The 21333-nt window shown below is 61.9% G+C and carries 23 protein-coding genes; 5 read left to right on the top strand and 18 right to left on the bottom strand.

Annotated features, from left to right (window positions below; genetic code table 11):
• The first annotated feature begins 66 nt into the window (after nt 1–66).
• Together ACIPZC_RS07840 and ACIPZC_RS07835 are read left to right on the top strand one after the other, a co-directional pair.
• Entirely contained in the window at nt 67–714 is a 648-nt protein-coding gene (locus tag ACIPZC_RS07840; RefSeq protein WP_267824095.1) for a trypsin-like peptidase domain-containing protein, read from the top strand.
• Nucleotides 715–884: 170 nt separating this feature from the next.
• Nucleotides 885–1808: a bestrophin family protein gene (locus ACIPZC_RS07835; RefSeq protein WP_400626055.1), complete on the top strand. Its 924-nt coding sequence runs from the start codon at nt 885–887 to the stop codon at nt 1806–1808.
• On the opposite strand, the gene phnE is transcribed toward ACIPZC_RS07835, so the two are convergent.
• The 4 genes from phnE to ACIPZC_RS07815 are packed head-to-tail and all read right to left on the bottom strand — an operon-like array spanning nt 1780 to nt 5010.
• On the bottom strand, nt 1780–2547 hold the full coding sequence (phnE, locus tag ACIPZC_RS07830) for a phosphonate ABC transporter, permease protein PhnE (RefSeq protein WP_400626053.1): 768 nt from the start codon (nt 2545–2547) through the stop codon (nt 1780–1782). The genes ACIPZC_RS07835 and phnE overlap by 29 nt on opposite strands.
• Complete coding sequence (locus ACIPZC_RS07825; protein ID WP_400626051.1) at nt 2544–3371, bottom strand: PhnE/PtxC family ABC transporter permease; 828 nt, start codon at nt 3369–3371, stop codon at nt 2544–2546. Before ACIPZC_RS07825 ends, phnE begins: the two co-directional genes overlap by 4 nt.
• Nucleotides 3365–4159, bottom strand: a complete 795-nt coding sequence (locus ACIPZC_RS07820) for a phosphonate ABC transporter ATP-binding protein (RefSeq protein WP_241804157.1) — start codon at nt 4157–4159, stop codon at nt 3365–3367. Before ACIPZC_RS07820 ends, ACIPZC_RS07825 begins: the two co-directional genes overlap by 7 nt.
• Nucleotides 4156–5010: a putative selenate ABC transporter substrate-binding protein gene (locus ACIPZC_RS07815; RefSeq protein WP_241804156.1), complete on the bottom strand. Its 855-nt coding sequence runs from the start codon at nt 5008–5010 to the stop codon at nt 4156–4158. Before ACIPZC_RS07815 ends, ACIPZC_RS07820 begins: the two co-directional genes overlap by 4 nt.
• A 123-nt stretch (nt 5011–5133) precedes the next feature.
• Here ACIPZC_RS07815 and selD point away from each other — a divergent pair, with 123 nt between their 5' ends.
• Together selD and mnmH are read left to right on the top strand one after the other, a co-directional pair.
• The gene (gene selD / locus ACIPZC_RS07810; protein ID WP_400626049.1) at nt 5134–6168 is read left to right on the top strand and encodes a selenide, water dikinase SelD; all 1035 of its coding nucleotides are present in this window, start codon (nt 5134–5136) and stop codon (nt 6166–6168) included.
• Nucleotides 6168–7265, top strand: a complete 1098-nt coding sequence (gene mnmH, locus ACIPZC_RS07805) for a tRNA 2-selenouridine(34) synthase MnmH (RefSeq protein ID WP_400626047.1) — start codon at nt 6168–6170, stop codon at nt 7263–7265. Before selD ends, mnmH begins: the two co-directional genes overlap by 1 nt.
• A gap of 127 nt (nt 7266–7392) precedes the next feature.
• Here the strand turns inward: mnmH and ACIPZC_RS07800 are convergent, their stop codons facing one another.
• The 14 genes from ACIPZC_RS07800 to hmpA all read right to left on the bottom strand — a co-directional run bounded on the left by ACIPZC_RS07800 (nt 7393) and on the right by hmpA (nt 19573).
• Nucleotides 7393–7779, bottom strand: coding sequence for a lysozyme inhibitor LprI family protein (locus ACIPZC_RS07800; protein ID WP_400626045.1), 387 nt, complete (start codon nt 7777–7779; stop codon nt 7393–7395).
• Between the two features lie 19 nt (nt 7780–7798).
• Nucleotides 7799–8338, bottom strand: coding sequence for a hypothetical protein (locus ACIPZC_RS07795; protein WP_400626043.1), 540 nt, complete (start codon nt 8336–8338; stop codon nt 7799–7801).
• Nucleotides 8335–8898 (bottom strand): GNAT family N-acetyltransferase, encoded by a 564-nt coding sequence (locus ACIPZC_RS07790; protein WP_400626041.1) that lies wholly within the window; start codon nt 8896–8898, stop codon nt 8335–8337. Before ACIPZC_RS07790 ends, ACIPZC_RS07795 begins: the two co-directional genes overlap by 4 nt.
• A gap of 153 nt (nt 8899–9051) precedes the next feature.
• A complete protein-coding gene (locus ACIPZC_RS07785; protein ID WP_400626039.1) occupies nt 9052–9303 on the bottom strand; it encodes a DUF3077 domain-containing protein in 252 nt (83 codons plus the stop codon).
• Nucleotides 9296–9550 (bottom strand): hypothetical protein, encoded by a 255-nt coding sequence (locus tag ACIPZC_RS07780; RefSeq protein ID WP_241804150.1) that lies wholly within the window; start codon nt 9548–9550, stop codon nt 9296–9298. Before ACIPZC_RS07780 ends, ACIPZC_RS07785 begins: the two co-directional genes overlap by 8 nt.
• 361 nt (nt 9551–9911) lie before the next feature.
• Entirely contained in the window at nt 9912–10295 is a 384-nt protein-coding gene (locus ACIPZC_RS07775) for a YkgJ family cysteine cluster protein (protein ID WP_241804149.1), read from the bottom strand.
• Between the two features lie 153 nt (nt 10296–10448).
• The gene (gene alaC, locus ACIPZC_RS07770) at nt 10449–11657 is read right to left on the bottom strand and encodes an alanine transaminase (RefSeq protein WP_241804148.1); all 1209 of its coding nucleotides are present in this window, start codon (nt 11655–11657) and stop codon (nt 10449–10451) included.
• 299 nt (nt 11658–11956) lie between these two features.
• Nucleotides 11957–12844 (bottom strand): heme o synthase, encoded by an 888-nt coding sequence (cyoE, locus tag ACIPZC_RS07765; RefSeq protein ID WP_241804147.1) that lies wholly within the window; start codon nt 12842–12844, stop codon nt 11957–11959.
• 11 nt (nt 12845–12855) lie between these two features.
• Nucleotides 12856–13188: a cytochrome o ubiquinol oxidase subunit IV gene (cyoD, locus tag ACIPZC_RS07760; RefSeq protein ID WP_400626036.1), complete on the bottom strand. Its 333-nt coding sequence runs from the start codon at nt 13186–13188 to the stop codon at nt 12856–12858.
• A complete protein-coding gene (gene cyoC / locus ACIPZC_RS07755) occupies nt 13188–13811 on the bottom strand; it encodes a cytochrome o ubiquinol oxidase subunit III (RefSeq protein ID WP_241804146.1) in 624 nt (207 codons plus the stop codon). Before cyoC ends, cyoD begins: the two co-directional genes overlap by 1 nt.
• Nucleotides 13812–13814: 3 nt before the next feature.
• The gene (gene cyoB / locus ACIPZC_RS07750; protein ID WP_241804145.1) at nt 13815–15833 is read right to left on the bottom strand and encodes a cytochrome o ubiquinol oxidase subunit I; all 2019 of its coding nucleotides are present in this window, start codon (nt 15831–15833) and stop codon (nt 13815–13817) included.
• A 3-nt stretch (nt 15834–15836) separates the two neighbouring features.
• Nucleotides 15837–16781 carry a ubiquinol oxidase subunit II gene (gene cyoA / locus ACIPZC_RS07745; protein ID WP_241804144.1) on the bottom strand — a complete coding sequence of 315 codons (945 nt, stop codon included), beginning with the start codon at nt 16779–16781 and terminating at the stop codon, nt 15837–15839.
• A 558-nt stretch (nt 16782–17339) separates the two neighbouring features.
• Nucleotides 17340–17846, bottom strand: a complete 507-nt coding sequence (locus tag ACIPZC_RS07740) for a disulfide bond formation protein B (protein WP_039601973.1) — start codon at nt 17844–17846, stop codon at nt 17340–17342.
• A 548-nt stretch (nt 17847–18394) separates the two neighbouring features.
• A complete protein-coding gene (gene hmpA, locus ACIPZC_RS07735; protein WP_241804143.1) occupies nt 18395–19573 on the bottom strand; it encodes an NO-inducible flavohemoprotein in 1179 nt (392 codons plus the stop codon).
• A gap of 155 nt (nt 19574–19728) precedes the next feature.
• Between hmpA and norR the strand changes: the two genes are divergently transcribed.
• Nucleotides 19729–21279 (top strand): nitric oxide reductase transcriptional regulator NorR, encoded by a 1551-nt coding sequence (gene norR, locus ACIPZC_RS07730; RefSeq protein WP_400626033.1) that lies wholly within the window; start codon nt 19729–19731, stop codon nt 21277–21279.
• Nucleotides 21280–21333: the final 54 nt, after the last annotated feature.

Below are 21333 nucleotides of genomic sequence, written 5' to 3'. Positions count from 1 at the left end.
TCGCGCTCCCATTTCTCGATATCTGTGCCAATCATGAAATCAACTGTGCCTTGCCTGGCAGCAATGATGCTGCTCAGTGGGTGCAATGGAGTGCCAACGTCCTACGTGTCGGACCCAGTCTACGATCAGGCATTCGTGGTCACCTCCGGTGCACCGCTGCCGATGCTGCTGATGGCCACCGCCATCCAGTGGAACGAAGACTACGCAGTAACCGCCAAGCACACCCCCTTCCTGCGCAACGTGGTCCATGAAGGCCTGGGTGATGTGGTGTTCTTCAAGCACAAGGCGGCGCAGGTGCCGCTCTGGCGGCAGTACGTGCCAGGCGAGTCTGTGACAGCAGTCGGCTTCAACAGCCTGATGATGCCCGTGCAGGGCAAGGGCCACACCCTGGCTTCGCTGGTACGCCTGCAGGGCACGCCAGGCAGCGTGTTCTATTCGGTGCACGACGGCCCGATGGTCAAAGGCATGTCCGGTGGCCCGGTGTTCGCCGACGACGGCAAGGTCGTGGGGATCAATGTCGCTTTCATCGCCAAAGATGAAATCGATGCGCGCAGCCGGCCGGACCTGGCCGACAAAGAGCGTGTCAGCGTGTTCATGTCGTATAGCGAAATCGACAAGGAATGGCGCCGCTTCCAGTACCTGGCCGATAAAACCAAGCCCAAGGCCGCGCCTGCCGCAATCAAAGGGTATGTCGCGGTCGCCGCCAAACCTTGAATTGAACCTGAGCTCAGGCCAGCACGACTCATGCAAAGGGGCCTGCCACGGCAGGCGCAGGAGGGCAAAAGGGTCGCGCTGGCGAGATCAAAACCTCTTGCAACACCCACCCGCGAACCTTCTTCGACCCTCGACGTCCGATCCTGCATCCCCCTTTCGAGGTTCCCCGCGTGAAAGAGATCATCGCCCGCAAGTATCGCCTGGTGGTGAAGACCTTCGGCTACATCGGCTGGTCGCTGTTCTGGCTGCTGATCTGGGACGTGCTGGTCACCATCGATTTCATGCTGTTCTTGAACAGCAAATTCACCCTGCCATTGATCCCGCTGACACTGCTGGGTTCGGCGCTGGTGGTGCTGGTGAGTTTTCGCAACAGCAGCGCCTACAACCGCTGGTGGGAGGCGCGCACCTTGTGGGGCGCGCTGGTGAACAGTTCACGCAGCTTCGCCCGGCAGACGCTGACGCTGATCGACGACACCGACGACGGCCTGAACCCGGTCAAGGCCACCTTGTTGCGCCGGCATATCGCTTATGTGAACTGCCTGGCTGCACACCTCAAAGGCGAAGCCTGCCCAGACGAGCTGATGGCGTTCATTCCCCCAGGAGAGTTCGAGCGGCGCAACCGTTCAAACAATTTCGCCAACGATATCCTCAGTGGCTCGGCGACCCTGCTCGCCCGCGAATACAAGGCCGGGCGGCTGGACAGCATCCGCCTGGCGCGGCTGGAATCGACGCTGGTGGACCTGTCCAACGCCCAAGGCGGCATGGAGCGTATCGCCAACACGCCGCTGCCCTACCCTTACGTGTACTTTCCGCGGCTATTCATCTCGTTGTTCTGCCTGATCGTGCCTGTGGGCCTGGTCGAGTCGCTGGGCTGGTTCACGCCACTGGCGTCTACCGTGGTGGGGTTCATGCTGCTCGCCATCGAGCGGATCGGCACCGACCTGCAGAGCCCGTTCCGCTTCAGTGAACACCAGATCCAGATGGACGCCATTTGCGAGACCATCGAGCGCAACCTGGAGTCGATGCAACGTGAAGCGCAGTGCGGGGAGTTAGGCGCTGAGGCGTTCAGGCCCGCACATAACGCTGGCGCATGACATCACTGAATACGTCCACCAGCAGCACCAGGACCAGCATGGCCAGGATCACCGTGCTGGCCTGGGCCTCCTGGAACAGGCTCAGCGTGGTGTAGAGCATCTGCCCCAGCCCCCCTGCGCCAACGAGGCCAAGCACACTGGCCATACGGATGTTGTTTTCCCAGCGGTACAGGCTGTAAGCCAGCAACTGCGGCCACAGGTTGGGCAAGGTGCCGAAGCAGAACGCCGCCAGTTGCCCACCACCTTGCAGGCGGATCGCCGCCGCCGGCTCGGCCGGGGTATTTTCCAATGCCTCGGCGTACAACCGGCCAAGCACACCTGCCGTGTGCAGAGCCAGTGCAAGCGTCCCGGCATTGGGGCCAAGCCCTGCGGCCAGTACCATCAGCGCCGCCCATACCAGCTCGGGGATGGCCCGCAGGGCATTGAGCAGCAGGCGCGCCGAAGCCTGCAGCGGCCAACCGAAACGCCCCGCTGCGGGCAATGCCAGCAGCATGCCCAGCACCATTGCCAGCAGCGTACCCAGCCCGGACATGGCCAGGGTTTCCAGGGCACCGCGCGCCACCGCTTGCAGATGTTCGGGGGTAACGTCCGGGTGCAGAAAACGCCCGGCATACTCGGCCATCTGCCCCAGCCCGCCGTTACCCACCAGCGCCTGCAGGTCCAGGTCCAGGTAGCTGAACGAGGCGACTACCGCGCCAACCAGGGCAGCCATCACCAGCAGATTGATCACGCGGCTCATGCCAACCGCCCCCGCAGGAAGCGGCTGAGCAGGTCCGCCAGCAGCACCAGGCCAAAGAAGGCGAGCAGCATGCTCGCCACCTCCCCGCCTGCGAACATGCGCATCGACAGGTCGATCTGCTGGCCCAGCCCCCCCGCACCCACGAAACCCATCACCACCGAGGCGCGCACCGCGCACTCCCAGCGGTAGACGGTGTACGACACAAGCTCGGTGCCAGCACTGGGCAGGATGCCGTAGAAGAAGGCGGTCAGCCGGCCACTGCCCGCTTGCAGCAGGGCATGCGCCGGGCGCTGGTCGACCGACTCGAAAATTTCGGCATAGACCTTACCGAGCATACCGCTGTAGGTGATGGCGATGGCCAGCACCCCCGCCGTTGGCCCCAGCCCTACCGCGCGCACGAACAGCAACGCCCAGACGACCTCGGGGACACTGCGCAGGAAAATCAACAGCCCCCGCACCGGCATCCTGAGCAGGCGGGACCAAGCGCCGGAACGGCCGCCGCGAGAGGCTGCGCGCAACGACAAGGCGCGGCTGGCCAGCAGGCTGGCCGGGACTGCCAGCAGCAGCGCAAGCACCATGCCGGCAGTGGCCACCGCCAACGTCTGCAGGGTCGCCTCGTAGAGTAATTTGAGGAACTCGCCATCATGCGCCGGCGGCCAGAAGGCGCTGGTGAAGCTGGCAATCTGCTGGCGGTTTTCCGCTTGCAGCAGCACACCCGGGTTCAGCTCGCTCAATTGCGCCCCAGGCCACAGCAGGGCCAGCGCAACCAGGGCGACGAACAGGCGCGGCACAAATGCCGGATCCCGGGCGCTGGCCTTCAGCATCGCGGAATCTGCACAGCCAAGGTCGGCGCCTGGGGCAGTGGCGACCCCAACTGCTCGTTGGCGTAAAGCGCATCGAGCATCTGCTCGGTCACAGCCTCGGCAGAGCAGTCGAACGCCACCCTGCCCTCACGAATGCCGATAACCCGCGGGAAATGCGCCAAGGCCAGGTCCACTGCATGCAGGCTGGCTACCAGCGTCACGCCGTGAGCTTGAGCATGGCGGTTGAGCAGGGCCAGACTGTGCTCGGCCAGCACAGGGTCCATCGCTGACACCGGCTCATCGGTCAGCAGTACCTCGGGCCGCTGATACAGCGCACGCGCAATGCCGACGCGCTGCAACTGGCCCCCGGAAAGCTGCCCGCACTGGACGAACAGCTTTTCCGCCAAGCCCAGCTCGGCCAGCACCTGGCGTGCACCCTGCACATCGGTGGGGTACACGAGGTTGAGCAGCGAACGCAACGTACCCCACTGCCCCAGACGCCCGGCCAGCACGGCAGTCACCACCCGCTGGCGAGGCGGCAAGGGCGGCGCCTGATGTACCAGGCCAACCCTGGCGCGCAGCCGCTGGCGAGCCTTTGCCGACAACGCCCAAGGCTGCTCACCCAACAAATCCAGGCGCCCTGCGCTGGGCTGTACGGCCGTGGCCATCAGGTGCAGGAGGCTGGATTTGCCGGCCCCTGAAGGGCCGATGATCGCAACACGCTCACCCTGGGTGATACGCACAGACACCGAGTCAAGCGCGCGAACCTGGCCGTGGCGCAGCCCCGCGTCGAGCAGCGTGATAGTCACTTGAGCAGGCCGGCCTCACGTGCCGCCTGCTCGGTGCCCTGGTAGTTCTCAGGCTTGGTTTCGATGAAACGGCTGGCGGCCTGCAGGTCGAGGATCTTCTTGTGCTCCGGGTTCGAAGGGTCCAGGGCGAGGAAGGCTTGCTTGATCTTGTCTTTGAGCGCTGGGTCCATGTTGCCGCGCACGGTCCAGTTGTAGTCATAGTAGGTCGGGGTGGTCGCAAACACCTTGACCTTGCTGGTATCGACCTTGCCGGCATCGACCAGCTTCTGCCAGACGCTGGCGTTGAGCACGCCAGCATCGACCTTGCCGGCCTGGACCCAGGCCACGGTTGCGTCGTGGGCTCCGGAGTAGGCGACCCGGCTGAAGTAGCCCTCAGGCTTGATGTTGTCTTGCTTGAGCATGAAGTAGCGCGGCATCAGGCTGCCAGAGGTGGACGAAATCGAACCGAAGGCGAAGGACTTGCCCTTGAGGTCGGCCAGGCTCTTCACCTGTGGGTTGGCGGTGATGAACTTGGAGGTGAACTGGGCATCCTGCTCACGCTGCACCAGAGGCGTGGCGGTCGGGTCTTTGAGGTGCACCTGAACGAAGGTGAAACCACCCAGCCAGGCGAGGTCCAGACGGTCGCTGGCCAGCGATTCAACCACTGCCGGGTAGTCGGCTACCGGCACGAACTTTACCTGCATGCCCAGTTGCTGGGACAGGTATTTGCCCAGCGGCTCGAACTTGCGCAGCAGCTCGGTCGGCGCTTCGTCGGGAATGGCACTGACCCGCAAGGTGTCAGCGGCCTGCGCTACAACGGCACAGCAGGACATCACGAGGCCGGCGGCGAGCGCCAGAGGGCGTTTGAGCATGGGATTCTCCGGTTCAATAGCGGGGAAAGTGTCAGCGATAGGCAGACGGAGATGGATTATAAGTGGCACGGACGCAAAGGCCAGCTTTGCTACAATCGCCCATCACGAAAAATGAGGTGCGTAATGAGCGAGCCGATTCGCCTGACCCAATACAGCCATGGTGCTGGCTGTGGCTGCAAGATCTCCCCCAAGGTGCTGGATGTGATCCTGGCCGAAAGTGGCGTCCAGGCCCATGACCAGAACCTGTGGGTCGGCAACGCATCGCGCGATGATGCCGCCGTGTACGCCCTGGATGATGAGCGCGGCGTGGTTTCCACCACCGACTTTTTCATGCCCATCGTCGATGACCCCTACGACTTCGGCCGCATCGCCGCCACCAACGCCATCAGCGACATCTACGCCATGGGCGGCGACCCGTTGATGGCCATCGCCATCCTCGGCTGGCCGGTCAACGTGCTGCCGCCCGAAGTGGCCCGTGAAGTGATTCGCGGTGGCCGCGCCGTGTGCGCCGAAGCCGGCATCCCCCTGGCCGGCGGGCATTCGATCGATGCCCCCGAGCCGATCTTCGGCCTGGCAGTCACCGGCGTGGTCAGCAAGCGCCACCTCAAGCGCAATGACACCGCGACAGAGGGTTGCCGCCTGTACCTGACCAAGCCCTTGGGCATCGGCATCCTCACCACCGCCGAGAAAAAGGCCAAGCTGCGCGAACAGGACCAGGGCCTGGCCCGCGACTGGATGTGCACGCTCAACACCCCCGGCAGCCGCTTTGGCAAGCTCGACGGTGTCAAGGCGATGACGGACGTGACTGGTTTCGGCCTGCTCGGCCACCTGGTCGAGTTGGCCGAGGGCAGCGGGCTGACCGCACACCTGGACTACGCCGCCGTTCCGCGCCTGCCGGGTATCGAGCACTACATGGCCGAGGGCTGCATCCCCGGCGGTACCCTGCGCAACTTCGACAGCTACGGGCACAAGATCGGTGCACTGACCGACGATCAGAAGCACCTGCTGTGCGATCCTCAAACCAGTGGCGGCCTGCTGGTAGCGGTCACCCCCGAGGGCGAGCAGGCGTTTCTTGCCGTCGCCGCCGAACTGGGCCTGGACCTTGCGCCGATCGGCCTGCTGGCTGAGCGACAGAGCCACGCAGTCGAGGTGAACTGATGCGCCACGACTGCACCGACTTCCGCCAGTTGTTCCTCGACGATGTGCCGATGATGGACATGCGTGCGCCCGTCGAATTTGCCAAGGGCGCCTTCCCCGGCGTGGTCAATCTGCCGCTGATGACCGACCAGGAACGGCAAAAGGTCGGTACCTGCTACAAGCAGCAGGGCCAGGCCGCCGCCATCACCCTTGGCCATCAACTGGTCAGCGGCACCCTCAAGCGCGAGCGCCTGCACGCCTGGGCCAGCTTTGCCAAGGCCCACCCCGATGGCTACCTGTACTGCGCCCGCGGCGGCCTGCGCTCGCTGATCGTTCAGCAGTGGCTGCGCGACGAAGCGGGCATCGCTTACCCGCGTGTCAAGGGTGGCTACAAAGCCATGCGCACGTTCCTGCTGGAAACAACCCAGCAGGCCGTGGAGCAATGCGATTTCGTTCTGCTCGGCGGCCTGACCGGCACTGGCAAGACCGATGTGCTGCACCAGCTGAGCAACGTGATCGACCTTGAAGGGCATGCCAACCATCGAGGTTCGAGCTTCGGCAAACGTGCCACCGGGCAGCCGGCGCAGATCGATTTCGAGAACAAGCTGGCCATCGACGTGCTGAAAAAACGCGCCCGCGGTATCGAGCAATTCGTGCTGGAGGACGAGGGCCGTATCGTCGGGAGCTGCACCGTGCCGCTGGAGCTGTACCAGGGTATGCAGCAGTACCCATTGGTATGGCTGGAGGACAGCTTCGAAAACCGCGTGGAACGCATTCTGCGCGACTACGTGGTTAACCTGTGCGCCGAATTCGTCGCGCTCCATGGCGAAGAGCTCGGGCGCCGGCTGTTCGCTGAGCGCCTGTTACAGAGCATGAGCAACATCCACAAGCGCCTGGGTGGCGAGCGCTGTCAGCGCCTGTCAGAGATCATGCGCCTGGCGCTGGATGAGCAGCAGCGCACCGGGGGTATCGATTTACACCGGGGGTGGATCGAGGGGTTGCTCAAGGAATACTACGACCCGATGTATGCCTACCAGCGTGATGCCAAGGCGGACCGGATCGAGTTTGCAGGGGATGCTGTGGAGGTGCGCGAGTACCTCAAGGCTCGCCATCGCTAGGGCCGCTTTGCGGCCCATCGCCGGCAAGCCGGCCCACAGGGACCGCGTCAGCTTCTAGGCATTTCTAAAAGCCGGCGCAATCCATGTGGGAGCTGGCTTGCCAGCGATGGGGCCCGCAGGAGCAACATCATTGCCCGGGGCTTAGCACCCGCTCCAGTTCTGCCGCCCGCTCGCGGGTCATGTCCATCATGCACATCCCGCCCTCCAGCTGGGCCATCGTGCCGCCGCTGGCTTGCACGTGGAATTTGCAGTTGCCATCCCGGTAAGCGATCCACTGGCGCTGAACATCGCGCAAGCTCTTCTTCGGGCCCGCCTCGAGCTTGCCCATCAGTTGTTTGTAAGCCCGGTTCAACCGCGCGTCCTGCAGCTGGGTCTCAGCCTGGATGCAACTGCTCATCGCCACCGTACTGGAAGCCTTGTCCATGCACTGGGTGTAGCTCGGCGAGGTGTCCTCGGCCATCGCCACAGGCATACAGCAAGCCAAGCTCAACCCCAGCAAAAACTGCTTGTTCATCACCCTCTCCTGGTCAATTTCAAAACGCCTGCGGCTGCTCGGGAGGCATCAGTACCTTGCCCGGCACAAAACGCAGCGACGGCATTTGCGTGGCGGCATACACCGCCAGTGCCAATGCTGCAATCAACGCAACGTCCAGCCAGCGCCAACCCGGCATGTCTTGTGCGCCTTGCGCCTTCCAGACATGCCATGCCTGCCCCGCGCAGAACACCACGATAGATGCCAGCCAAAGGTAAAAACCCGCACCAAAGCCAGTGCGGTCCTGAAACGCGTAGCTGATGTTATCCGGCAGCCGTTCGATGCCAAAACTGCTCGCCGCCAGGTACAGCGCGGCCAACCCGGCGACCAGCGCCAAACGCCTAAAACGCCGGTGGGCAAGGACTGCGATGGCCAGCAGCGGGTTGGCAAACCACTGGAACAGACCGAACGGAACACCCCAAGGCCCATACAGCAACATCTGCAAGGCCGGCATGTGCCTGCCGGCGCTCATCAGCGCGCCATCGAAACACAGGCCGAGCAAATACAGGGCAAGGCTGAACGTGACGTAGAAAGCCGTCATGCAACAGGTGGCTCGAGCAACAACCCGTAAATGCCCGAGTCGGAGAACTCACCCGCCACGCACCAGCGTGCGCGCAATGTGCCTTCAAGGACGAACCCCTGACGTTCCAGCGTGCGTGCCGAGCCATTGTTGCGGGGGTCGATCTCTGCCTCCAGGCGACGCATGTGCAGGGTATGGGCGAGGTAGTCGATGAAGCAGGTCAGCGCCTCGTCCATGTAGCCCCTGCCCTGCACCGCGCTGGCCAGGCAGTAGCCAATCTCGCCACGGCGGGAGGTGTCGTCGATGTTGAACAGCTGGACCATGCCAATCAGTTCGCCAGTGTCACGGCGGTACATGCCCAGCTTGAGCTGGTCACCATTGGCATAGGCCTCCCGGTCGGCAGCCAAGGCGCTTTGTGCCTCGGCCAGGTCCTGCCAGGGGGCATGGTGCCAGTAACGCATGACCTCGGGGTCGGCCATGATCGTCAGCCATTGCTGGGCATCGGCGTGGCGCATCGGGCGCAGCTGCAGACGCGGGCTGTCGAGGCAGAGGTCGGTGGGGAAACTTCGGGGTGGGGTCACGCCGCATCTCCTGTCCATTGCTGGGGAGATGACAGTTTAACGTCATGTGCGAGGGCTGGGGCATGCTCGGCGTATCAGGCTGTGCTGGAGACTGAGCACCGCGCGGGCGGCGCCCACTCTCAAGAGCACTGCAGCACCCTTGGCCCACACGCTTCAGGCACTGCGGTTCAACCCCACCTCCATGTCATTGATCAGCGCCTTGGCCATGGCACTCAGGATACGCGCGGCGCTGCCAGCAACGAGGTTTCCCTCCATCTCCGCTTCCTCACTCAAATGCCGAATGCAGCCAAGCAGAACAGAAAGTTCGTCAAACGCGTGATCGAGCGGCACGCCCGGCTGGATGGCATACAGCCCGAGAAAGGTCTCTCGACCCGCCGTGGTTCGCGCTTTGAGGTCATCACTCATGCTCCCTCTCCAGCGTGGTCATGTGGCTGAAAAGGGCCCGCAGAAGATCGGTGAGGATGCCCATGTTGTCCAGCACCACCCTGCGTTGGTCTTCGCCCACGGTGCTGAGGTAGAGCTCGATGGTGCTCGAAAGGCTATCCATGAGCGCGGCGGCGTGAGCCTTGGCGTCTTCAAGGGAAAGGTCGGCGATTATCGTGATGTAGGGAATGGGGCAGCTGTCGGGTGGATCGGGAACGAGCTTTTTCATAGTCACTTCTCTCGGTAGAGGTTTCAGAAGCAACCACTCACATCCTTCTCACAGATTGGGTGGCAGCCATGCGCGAGGTGAGAAGACCGTGTCCGAGATCACCACGGCCAGACCGAAGCCTGCACGCGCACAGCTGCCATATCTGGCAAGCGATCTCAAACTACAGGCTTCTCACACCCGGTCGCCAAACCACAGCGACCGCGAAAAGTTACCTATGAGGTACAGGCTTGCCTATCAGACGGCATCCGACAGGGCTCGTAGGATAATTCGCCAAGCCCGTGTTTCTGAAGCATTTGGTTTCAGGTTCAGAAACTTCTTACAACGGCCTGCGGCAGTTACGCCGCAGGCCGCCGCAAAGGGCTCAAGCCACCTCGGCCCCATCATCCGGCCAATGCGGCTCATTGGCCCCCGGTGGCGTCAGCGGTGGCAAGCCGTAAGCAGCACGTGCATCGTCGCAACTGGGGTTGTGCACGCCGCCCTCCCACGATGCTTCGAACTCACGGCAAGGGCTGGAACGGTTGGCGTAGATGGTGCACGCCACTTCGCTGCCGATTTCGCCCTTGAGGCTGACGCAACGGCAGGGCTTGGCATCGGTGCCGATCATGGCTACCCGGGTTGGGTTGATCTGCACCACCAGGTCATCGGGCACAAGGCCACCGGCTGACTGGCATTCGCCCCAGAAAAAGGACACACGGAAGTACCCGCAGCAGGCGCCGCAGTCAAGGCAAGGGTTGTATTCGGACATGATGGCACGGAAGGGGAAGGTTATTGTTATCGGGGCTGGCCCGCGGCGCCATTTGTAATCGAAGCCAGGTCGGCTGAGAAGAGGGGCAATGAAAAATAGTTTGCCGTCGATCCGGCAAACATCAGGGGCCGCATCGCGGCCCCTGAAACTGCGCTATTTACGGCTCAGGCCATCAGCCCGGAACATCTGCCGGATGCCCCGGATCGCCTGGCGAATCCGGTCCTGGTTCTCGATCAGGGCGAAGCGCACGTGGTCATCACCGTAATCGCCAAAACCGATACCCGGCGAGACACACACCTTGGCTTCAGCCAGCAGCTTCTTGGCAAACTCCAGCGACCCCAGGTGGGCGTACTGCTCGGGGATCTTGGCCCAGACATACATCGACGCCTTGGGGTTCTCGACCATCCAGCCCAGCTCGTGCAGGCCTTTGACCAGCAGGTTGCGGCGCTGGCGGTACTGTTCGGCGATGTCGCGCACGCATTGCTGGTCGCCTTCCAGCGCGGCGATGGCCGCCACCTGCAGTGGGGTGAAGGTGCCGTAGTCGTGGTAGCTCTTGATCCGCGCCAGGGCGCTGACCAACTCAGGGTTGCCCACCATGAAGCCGATCCGCCAGCCAGCCATGTTGTAGCTCTTGGACAAGGTGAAGAATTCCACCGCAATGTCCTTGGCCCCCGGCACCTGCATGATCGAGGGCGCCTTCCAGCCGTCGTAGACGATATCGGCGTAGGCCAGGTCATGCACCACCAGCACGTCGTACTGCTTGGCCAAGGCCACCACGCGCTCGAAGAAGTCCAGCTCCACGCACTGGGCAGTGGGGTTGGACGGGAAGCCCAGAATCATCATCTTCGGCTTGGGGATGGACTCGCGGATCGCCCGCTCCAGTTCGTTGAAGAAGTCGACACCGGGCACCAGCGGCACCGAACGCACCTGGGCACCGGCGATCACTGCGCCGTAGATGTGGATCGGGTAGCTCGGGTTGGGCACCAGCACCGTGTCGCCTTGATCGAGCGTGGCGAGCATCAGGTGGGCCAGGCCTTCCTTGGAGCCGATGGTGACGATGGCTTCGCTGTCCGGGTCGATGTCGACCTCGTAGCGCTGCTTGTACCAGTTGGAAATGGCCCGGCGCAGGCGCGGGATCCCGCGAGAGGTGGAATAGCCGTGGGTGTCTTCACGCTGGGCGACCTGCACCAGCTTCTCGACGATGTGCGGCGGCGTCGCGCCATCAGGGTTGCCCATGCTCAGGTCGATGATGTCCTCACCACGGCGGCGGGCGGCCATCTTGAGCTCGGCAGTGATGTTGAAGACATACGGGGGGAGACGATCGATGCGCGCGAAGCGGCGCGGCGAACCTTGGTCGGCCATGGTTTCCTCAACGAAACGTAAGCGCCCGGAACCGTCCGAGCGACGCTGGCCGCTGCGGCGGCCTGATTCAGAAGATAGTGCCGAGCAGGCGTATGTGTAAAGGATAATTTCCTGATTACTTAGAACTTTTCAGGCTTATTTTTTGAATTACCAGGATTTTCATTGTTTGCACTGCCCTCTTCCAAGCTAAAGCCCCTCACACGGTTGCCGTTTGCCCCCCAAAGAGGCCAGCACTGACTGACACCCATAAAAAAACCCTGGCACCAAGGCCAGGGTTTTCGATGTTGCAGGCGACTGTATCAGCGCGCGTAGGTCATCAGCACGTCCGCGGCAGTCTGGCTGTCCACCGACATCATCACGCTCAGGGCGGTGACGGTGAGGATGGAGAAGCCAAATACCTTGCGGGCCCACTTGCTGTCGTCCTCGGCCTTGTAACCACCCCAGGCCATATACAGCCAGTACAGGCCCATGGCTGCTGCCACGGCCAGGTAGCCGAGGCCGGCGTAACCGCCGAGGGTGAGCATCAGGGTCGCGAGCACGAAGGCCAGCACGTACAGCACGATCTGCTTCTTGGCCGCAAGAATACCGCGCGCCACCGGCAGGACCGGAATGTTGGCAGCGCTGTAATCCTTGAAGCGGAAGATTGCGATGGCGAAGCTGTGCGGCATCTGCCACAGGCTGAACATCACCAGCAGGGTCACTGCCGCCAGGTCGAAGCTGTTGCTGACGGCGCAGTAGCCGATCACCGGAGGCATGGCACCGGACAGGCTGCCGACCAAGGTGCCGTGCACCGATTTGCGCTTCAGCCAGAGGCTGTAGAAACCGACGTAGACGATGAACCCGATCAGCGCGCAGAACGCCGACAGCGGGTTAGCCTGGACATACAGCAGGCTGAAGCCCGCCACCCCGAGGAGGGTGGCGTAGACCAGCGCGAGGGTCAGCGACATGCCACCCTGGACCATGACGCGGTTCTTGGTGCGTTCCATCTTGATATCGATGTCGCGGTCGATGCAGTTGTTGAACACGCAACCGGACGCAACCACCAGGGACGTACCTATTACCACCGCCAGGAACAGGGCGAAGTCTACATGGCCCTTCGAGGCAAGGAAGAAACCGCCTGCCACGGAAAGCACGTTACCGAAAATGATCCCCGGTTTGGTGATTTGGATAAAGTGCTTAACGGACATGCAGTCTTACCTCACTTGGCCATCATTTCGTAGTGGATGCTGAACATGATCCACAGCGACAGGCCGACCAGCAGTGCAATCACCAGGGTGGTGAACAGGAACGTCGACACGTTGGAACGCTGCTCTTTCGAGCGGTCCATGTGCAGGAAGTACACGAGGTGCACTACCACCTGGATGACGGCCATGGCCACCACGATCAGGACGGTCAGGTTCTTCGGCAGGCTCGGGTACATCACCAGGCCGAACGGGATCGCGGTCAGGATGATCGACAGTACAAAGCCGATCATGTAGGACTTCACGCTACCGTGGTTACCTTCGTGATGAGTGTCGTGTGCGTTAGCCATTACAGAACCCCCAGCAGGTAGACGACGGTGAATACGCAGATCCAGACCACGTCCAGGAAGTGCCAGAACAGGCTCAGGCAGCTCATGCGGGTCTTAGCGGTCGGCGTGATGCCGTGCTTGTTGATCTGGTACATCATGATTGCCATCCAGATCAGGCCGGCGGTCACGTGCAGGCCGTGGGTGCCTACCAGGGCGAAGAAGCCCGACAGGAAGCCACTGCGCTGCGGGCCGTAGCCCTCAACGATCAGGTGATGGAACTCGTAGATTTCCATCGCGATGAACGCAGCACCGAACAGGAAGGTCACTGCCAACCAGCCCAGCACGCCTGCTTTCTTGCCGTCGAACATCTTCAGCATGGCGAAGCCGAAGGTGATCGAGGACAGCAGCAGGAACAGTGTTTCTACAGCTACGAAATCGAGCTGGAAGATGTCATGACCCGACGGGCCGCCGGCAAAACTGCCGGACAGCACCGCGTAGGTGGCGAAGAGCGACGCAAACAGGATGCAGTCGGTCATCAGGTACAGCCAGAAACCGAGTACGGTCATCTGGCCCGAGTCGTGGTGGTGATCGTCGTGCCCATGGTCGTGACCATGAGCATCGCCGTGGATTACTTGACTGGACATTGATTACACCCGCTCAAACGATTCGACACGTGCGCCGGCAGGCAGAGCACCTGCTTTGGCCAGCGCTTTCATGCGCTCGCCTTCGATGCGCGCCACTTCTTCGGCCGGAACCATGTAGCCCTGGTCGTCACGCGCAGCGTGGCGAACGAAGACAGCGATGGTCGCAACCAGGCTCGCACCCACCAGCCACCAGATGTGCCAGATGAAGGCGAAGCCGAAGACGGTCAGGAACAGGCCCATGAACAGACCGGTAGCCGTGTTGCTCGGCATGTGGATGGCTTCGTACTTGGCCGGAGCCTTGTACGCAACACCGGCTTCCTTGGCTTCGTGCCAGCAGTCCAGACCAACTTTCTCAGGCATGTGAGCGAAGTTGTAGAACGGAGGTGGCGACGAAGTCGACCATTCCAGGGTACGGCCGCCCCATGGGTCGCCGGTCACGTCCAGGTTCTGGTTGCGGTCGCGGACCGAAACGTAGATCTGGATCAGCTGGCAAGCGATACCGAACAGGATCAGCACGGCGCCGGCGACGGCAACGTACAGGTAGGGTTCCCACAGCGGGTTGTCGGAGTGGTTCAGACGACGGGTCATGCCCATGAAGCCCAGGGCGTACAGCGGCATGAACGCTACGTAGAAGCCCGAGATCCAGAACCAGAAGGCAGCTTTGCCCCACTTCTCGTTCAGGGTGAAGCCGAAGGCTTTCGGGAACCAGAAGGCGAAGCCGGCAATGTAGCCGAATACCGCACCACCGATGATCACGTTGTGGAAGTGGGCGATAACGAACAGGCTGTTGTGCAGCACGAAGTCAGCACCTGGAACAGCCAGCAGAACGCCGGTCATGCCACCGATGGAGAAGGTGATCATGAAGCCCAGGGTCCACATCATCGGTGCGGTGAAGCGCACACGGCCCTGGTACATGGTGAACAGCCAGTTGAACAACTTCACACCGGTCGGAATGGAGATCAGCATCGTCGCCAGGCCGAAGAAGGTGTTGACGCTGGCGCCGGCACCCATGGTGAAGAAGTGGTGCAGCCATACGGCGAAGCCCAGGATGGCGATCGCGCCCGATGCGTAGATCATCGAGTGGTGGCCGAACAGACGCTTGCCGGAGAAGGTCGAAGTCACTTCCGAGAACACGCCGAAGGCCGGCAGGATCAGGATGTAAACCTCAGGGTGACCCCACGCCCAGAACAGGTTGACGTACATCATCGGGTTCCCACCAAGCTCGTTGGTGAAGATGTGGAAGTCCAGATAACGGTCAACAGTCAGCAGTGCCAGTGCAGCGGTCAGGATCGGGAAGGAAGCGACGATCAGCACGTTGGCCCAGGTGCAGGTCCAGGTGAAGATCGGCATGTCCATCAGTTTCATGCCAGGTGCGCGCATCTTCATCACGGTGACGAGGAAGTTCACACCGGTAAGCGTCGTACCCAATCCGGATAGCTGTAGCGCCCAGATATAGTAATCGACACCCACCCCAGGGCTGTACTGAATGCCCGCGAGCGGCGGATAGGCAACCCAGCCGGTCTTGGCGAATTCACCAACGCCCAGCGAGATGTTGACCAGCAGCACGCCTGCCAGCAGCAGGTAGAAGCTCAGGGAGTTCAGGAACGGGAAGGCAACGTCACGTGCACCGATCTGCAGAGGAACCGCCAGGTTCATCAGGCCGGTGAAGAACGGCATCGCCATGAAGATGATCATGATCACACCGTGCGCGGTGAAGATCTGGTCATAGTGTTCAGGCGGCAGGTAGCCTTCGGAGCCGCCGGTAGCAGCAGCCAGCTGGGTACGCATCATGATGGCGTCGGCAAAGCCGCGCAGCAGCATGACCATCGCGACGATGATGTACATCACCCCGATTTTCTTGTGGTCGACCGTGGTCAGCCACTCGGTCCACAAGTAGGTCCACTTGCGGAAATAGGTGATAAGACCGACGACAGCGATACCACCGAGCGCGATCATGGCAAGCGTCACCATGACTATCGGCTCGTGATAGGGTATCGCCTCCAGGCTTAATTTACCGAACATCTCTTACTCCTCTGCACCGGCAGCTGGTTGCATACTCGATTCCACACCCTTGGTAGTGGCCAGATCTTTGCTGCCTGCTTCTTCGTGGCTCGGACGACCGCGGTTCATGCCTTCGTACTTGTCGACGATGATCTGGAACTGGTCAGGCGAGGCCTCGCTATACAGCGCGACTGGGTTGTTTTCGCTTGGTTTGGCCAAGGCGTCGTATTCGGCCTTGTCCAGCTTCTTCGGCGACTGCTTGACCTCGGCGACCCACTTGTCGAAGTCTTCCTGGGAGGTTGCAGTGGCCTTGAATTTCATGCCGGTGAAGCCAGCACCGCTGTAGTTGGCGCTGATACCGTCAAACACGCCGTTTTCGTTGGCGATCAGGTGCAGCTTGGTGGTCATGCCGGCCATGGCGTAGATCTGGCCGCCCAGGCCCGGGATGAAGAACGAGTTCATCACGGCGTCGGAGGTGACGCGGAAGTTGACCGGGGTGTTAGCCGGGAAGACGATCTTGTTGACCGTGGCGATGCCTTGTTCCGGGTAGATGAACAGCCACTTCCAGTCCAGTGCGACCACGTCGATCTGAATCGGCTTCACGTCCGAATCCAGTGGACGGTAGGGGTCCAGCTTGTGGGTGGACTTGTAGGTGACATAACCCAGGGCAATGATGATCAGGATCGGGATGATCCACACCGCAGCCTCGATCTTGGTCGAGTGCGACCAATCTGGGGTGTAGGTGGCCGCCTTGTTGGAAGCACGGTACTTCCAGGCGAACGCCACGGTCATGATGATGACCGGGATCACCACCAGCAGCATCAGGCCGGTAGCGATGAGGATGAGGTTCTTTTGCTCAATGCCGACCTGACCTTTCGGGTCGAGCAGGGTCCAGTTGCACCCGCTGAGTAAAAGCATGCCTAAAAAGGGCAATATGCCAAACAGTCTGGGGTAACGCTTTTTACTCATCTCACGACCTCTAGATCAGCTTGCTTCAATGCAATTTGTGTTTTGGTAGCCAACACTTCGTCCTGCCAAGTGAGGCATTTCGCGCCCGAATACGCTCCTGCCTGGGGCCCGACTGCAGGACCTTGGCTCAAGCGTGTTAGCGGTGCTTATGGTTTCGTAGGCAACAGGCCTGTACTTCAGACCAAGTCCGTTTGGTGCGGGAAAACGCGGAGGGGTATCCGCCCGGTATCGCCGCTGGGCGAAACTTGACGAAGTCAGCAAAAGAAAGCGCTGGGGCTTCCTTCAATCCTGCGACTCGCAAGCAGTGCCGAACGGAAATTGGGGGCGATTGTAGTGAGGTCGCCAACCCTTGACTATGACTTATTGAGCAACAGTCTTTTACAGAATGCGTAACAATAGTGATTGGAAATTCAACTTCGCGACAGTTTGTCGCACCCCGCTTGATAGACCTCAAACCCGCGTCCTGCAAGGCTTTGTGGTTGATCTGGATCAAGCGGTGGGCGACTTTTCCCTCTTCTCTGTGGGTGCAAAAGACCACAGCAAAATCGGGACTTATGTCTAAGGCTGGCGCCTGTTGCGATAGATGCCCAGCGGTACCAGGATGGCCGTCAGCACGAACGCCATCAATGCCCATTGCGCCAGGGACAAGCCGAGGATCGGCGGGTATGGCGTGCTGCAGAACCCGTCGACCTGGAAGGCGAGCGGCCAGAGCTTGGCCAGCGGCAGGTCGTCGACGATCGGCTGCAGGGTGTCGATACCGCAACTGACCATGGGGTTGGCGAGTATATACACATGGTTGCCGGCCGCAACGATTCCGCCAATTGCGCTAAGCACCACCAGCCCCTCGAACAGCGTGAGGCTGCGCCGCCCGGGCATCGCCGCGGCGATGAAGGCAAACACGGCGATGAACAGCAGGGCATAGCGTTGCAGGATGCACAGCGGGCAGGGCGCTTCGCCGAGCACCACCTGCATGTACAAAGCGCCACCGATCAGGGCGAGACAGATCACCCCCAGTAGCACCAGAAAGCGCCGTTCCCGATTCAGGCGCGATGTTTGTTCGTTCATTGCCGGTTCCTTCGATGGATAGGGGCAGCGTGGTCCACCTGCCTGGCGCGATTCTACACGCAGGTCTGACCGTTAGCGTGTCGAGGAAGCGGCAGACAGCACTGCGAGGGCTATCCGGAGTGGGCTTGAGACCGGCGGGCGTGCCGTCGGTTCAACGCCGGCCGGTAAAAAAGCAGTTGCCCGGATGCCGCGCAGAGGCAAGCCCCTCGACACCCGGGAGTGAAGGATACAGTGATTAAAGGACGATTAAGGATGAAAGATGGCCGGCGTGGTTCATCTTTCCTTTATATGAGCAATCGACGATACGCCGCCGGCCCTGAGACCGGCAGCGTGCTTGGGGGGAGGTTTGTAGCGGGGATGACCTTTATGGGGGTTCATTTGAGCCTTGCATGGGATGTACCGGCCCCATCGCCGGCAAGCCGGCTCACAAAGTACCCCACTGCCCTCAATCTCAGCGCAGGCCTTTGAAGGCCCCCCCCTGCCCCAAAGCCAACCGCGATCCCGGTGGGAGCCGGCTTGCCGGCGATGGGGGCAGCCCGGTCAATACATCATTCCAAGGCTGCCGCTGGCCCGAAGAACTCATAGCGGCTCTGCTGCGGCGGCACACCCAGCGCTTCCAGGTAGCGCTTGATCACCGCCATGAAGCCCTTGGGCCCAAGGAAATACGCCTCCACATCACGCTCACTCGGCATCCATTCAGCCAACAGCTCCTGGCTCAACAGCCCAACCGCATTGGCATCGCGCGACCCATCATCCTCGGCATAGCAATAGAAGCGCTTGAGTTGAGGATGCTGCTTGGCCAGCCCATCCACCCACTCGCTGAAGGCATGCACCGCACCATTGCGTGCACAGTGGATGAAGTGCACCGGGCGCTGGGTCTGAAGGGCCGCCTCCAGCATCGCCAGGGTCGGCGTGATGCCCACCCCACCACTGATCAGCACCAGCGGCTTGTCACTGCTGGCAAGGGTGAAGTCGCCGGACGGCGGAAACAGTTGCAGTGTGTCACCAACCATCATTTCATGATGCAGGTAATTGGACACCTTGCCGCCCGCCTCACGCTTGACGCTGATGCGGTATTGCTTGCCATCGCACAACGCCGAGAGCGAATAATTGCGACGCTGCTCGGCGCCGTCGATGAACAATTGCAAGCCGATGTACTGGCCCGGTTCAGCCTTGAGCACCGGTTTGCCGTCCACGGGGGCGAAGTAGAACGAAACGATCTCGCTGCTTTCCTGCTCGCGGCGCACCAAGCGGAATTCGCGGGTACCGCGCCAGCCACCGACGGCCTCTTCCTTCTGTTTGTAGAGGCCTTCCTCGGCGCCGATGAGGATCTCGGCCAACTGCCCGTAGGCCGCGCCCCAGGCAGCGATCACCTCGGCAGTGGCGATGTCCTTACCGAGTACTTCCTCGATGGCCCGCAGCAGGCAGCTGCCAACGATCGGATAGTGCTCCGGCAGGATCTGCAAGGCGACGTGCTTGTTGATGATCTGGCCGACCAGGCCGCCGAGCTGTTCCAGCTGGTCGATGTGCCGGGCGTACATCAGCACGCCATTGGCCAGGGCGCGCGGCTGATCGCCACTGGCCTGATGGGCCTGGTTGAACAGTGGACGCACCTGCGGGTACTCGCTGAGCATCAACTGGTAGAAGTGGGTGGTCAGCGCTTCTCCACCGGTTTCCAGCAGCGGGACGGTGGCTTTGATGATTGCACGTTGTTCGGCATTGAGCATTTGCAACGACTCCTGAACCAGGGGCTTGGAAAGGTTGCATGTGCAGTATCAGTATTCGTGCCAAACTTTAATTCCATAAAAATCAAGCACTTATACTATTTGATGTCAAAAAGACCAGCCGCGGAGTATAGTCATTTAGACCAACAGGAGTCCTTATGACCGCAAAGCCGTTGCTCACCGCCCTGCTCCCCTTGGTCAGCGACCTGTCCCGCGACCTGCCCGACCAGGAACGCTACCGCCGCCTGCTGCAAGCCATGCGCGGCCTGCTACCCTGCGATGCCGCTGCGCTGTTGCGGCTGGATGGCGAATGGCTGGTGCCACTGGCTGTCGACGGGCTGTCTGCCGATACCCTGGGCCGGCGCTTCAAAGTGAGCGAGCATCCGCGCTTCCAGGTGCTGCTCAGCCGCGCCGAGCCTACGCGCTTCCCCAGCGATTCCCAGTTGCCCGACCCCTATGACGGGCTGGTCAATGCCCACGACGTCGACCTTCACGTGCATGACTGCATGGGCTGCCCGCTGATGGTCGACGAGCGCCCGTGGGGCCTGGTGACGCTCGATGCCCTCACCCCTGGCCAGTTCCAGAGCCTGGAGCTGGATGCCCTGCAGGCTTTCGCCAGCCTGGCAGCCGCCACGGTCACGGTGGCCGAACGCATCGAACACCTGGCCCTGCGCGCCGAGGATGAGCACCAGCGCGCCGAAATCTACCGCCAGGCCAGCGGCCAGGGCAAAGAGCTGATTGGCCAAAGCCCGGCGCACAAGCGCCTGCTGGATGAAATACGCCTGGTCGGCGGCAGCGACCTCACGGTGCTGATCACCGGTGAAACCGGGGTGGGCAAGGAACTGGTGGCCCAGGCCCTGCACCAGGCCAGCCACCGTGCCCACAAGCCACTGATCAGCCTCAACTGCGCCGCGCTGCCCGACACGCTGGTGGAAAGTGAACTGTTCGGCCATGTACGCGGGGCCTTTACCGGTGCCCACGGTGAGCGCCGCGGCAAGTTCGAACTGGCCAATGGCGGCACGCTGTTTCTCGACGAAGTGGGCGAACTGCCGCTGGCGGTGCAGGCGAAGCTGCTGCGGGTACTGCAAAGCGGGCAACTGCAGCGCCTGGGCTCAGACCGCGAACACACAGTCGATGTGCGCCTGATCGCAGCGACCAATCGCGACCTTGCCGCCGAGGTACGCAACGGCAACTACCGCGCCGACTTCTACCACCGCCTGAGCGTGTACCCGCTGCAGGTTCCGCCCCTACGCGAGCGTGGGCGTGATGTGCTGCTGTTGGCGGGGTACTTCCTCGAACAGAATCGATCACGCCTGGGCCTGAACAGTCTGCGCCTGAGCAACGACGCGCAGTCGTCGCTCCTGGCTTACGGCTGGCCCGGCAACGTGCGCGAACTGGAACACCTGATCGGCCGCTCAGCCCTCAAGGCACTGGGCCAGCACCCGGACCGGCCACGTATTCTCACACTGCAAGCCAGTGACCTGGACCTGCGTACCGAGGCGGGCGTGGTACAGGCCCCCGCCCCGGCGCCCTTGCCGGCGCCGGCGCTGGCCGAAGGTGGCTTGCGCGAGGCTGTCGACGGCTACCAACGCCAGGTGATCGATGCCTGCCTGCAGCGCCATCAGGACAACTGGGCCGCCGCCGCCCGCGAGCTCGGCCTGGACCGGGCCAACTTGAACCGCCTGGCGCGGCGCTTGGGCCTGCGCTAGACGCGTTTCGTACAAAAGGATTAACCCAGAAAGCCTCTGGTTGCTTTCCGTTGG

This window comes from Pseudomonas sp. NPDC089743 (assembly GCF_044748785.1).
GTDB lineage: Bacteria > Pseudomonadota > Gammaproteobacteria > Pseudomonadales > Pseudomonadaceae > Aquipseudomonas > Aquipseudomonas putida_X.
This window is presented reverse-complemented; position numbering and strand designations above follow the sequence as displayed.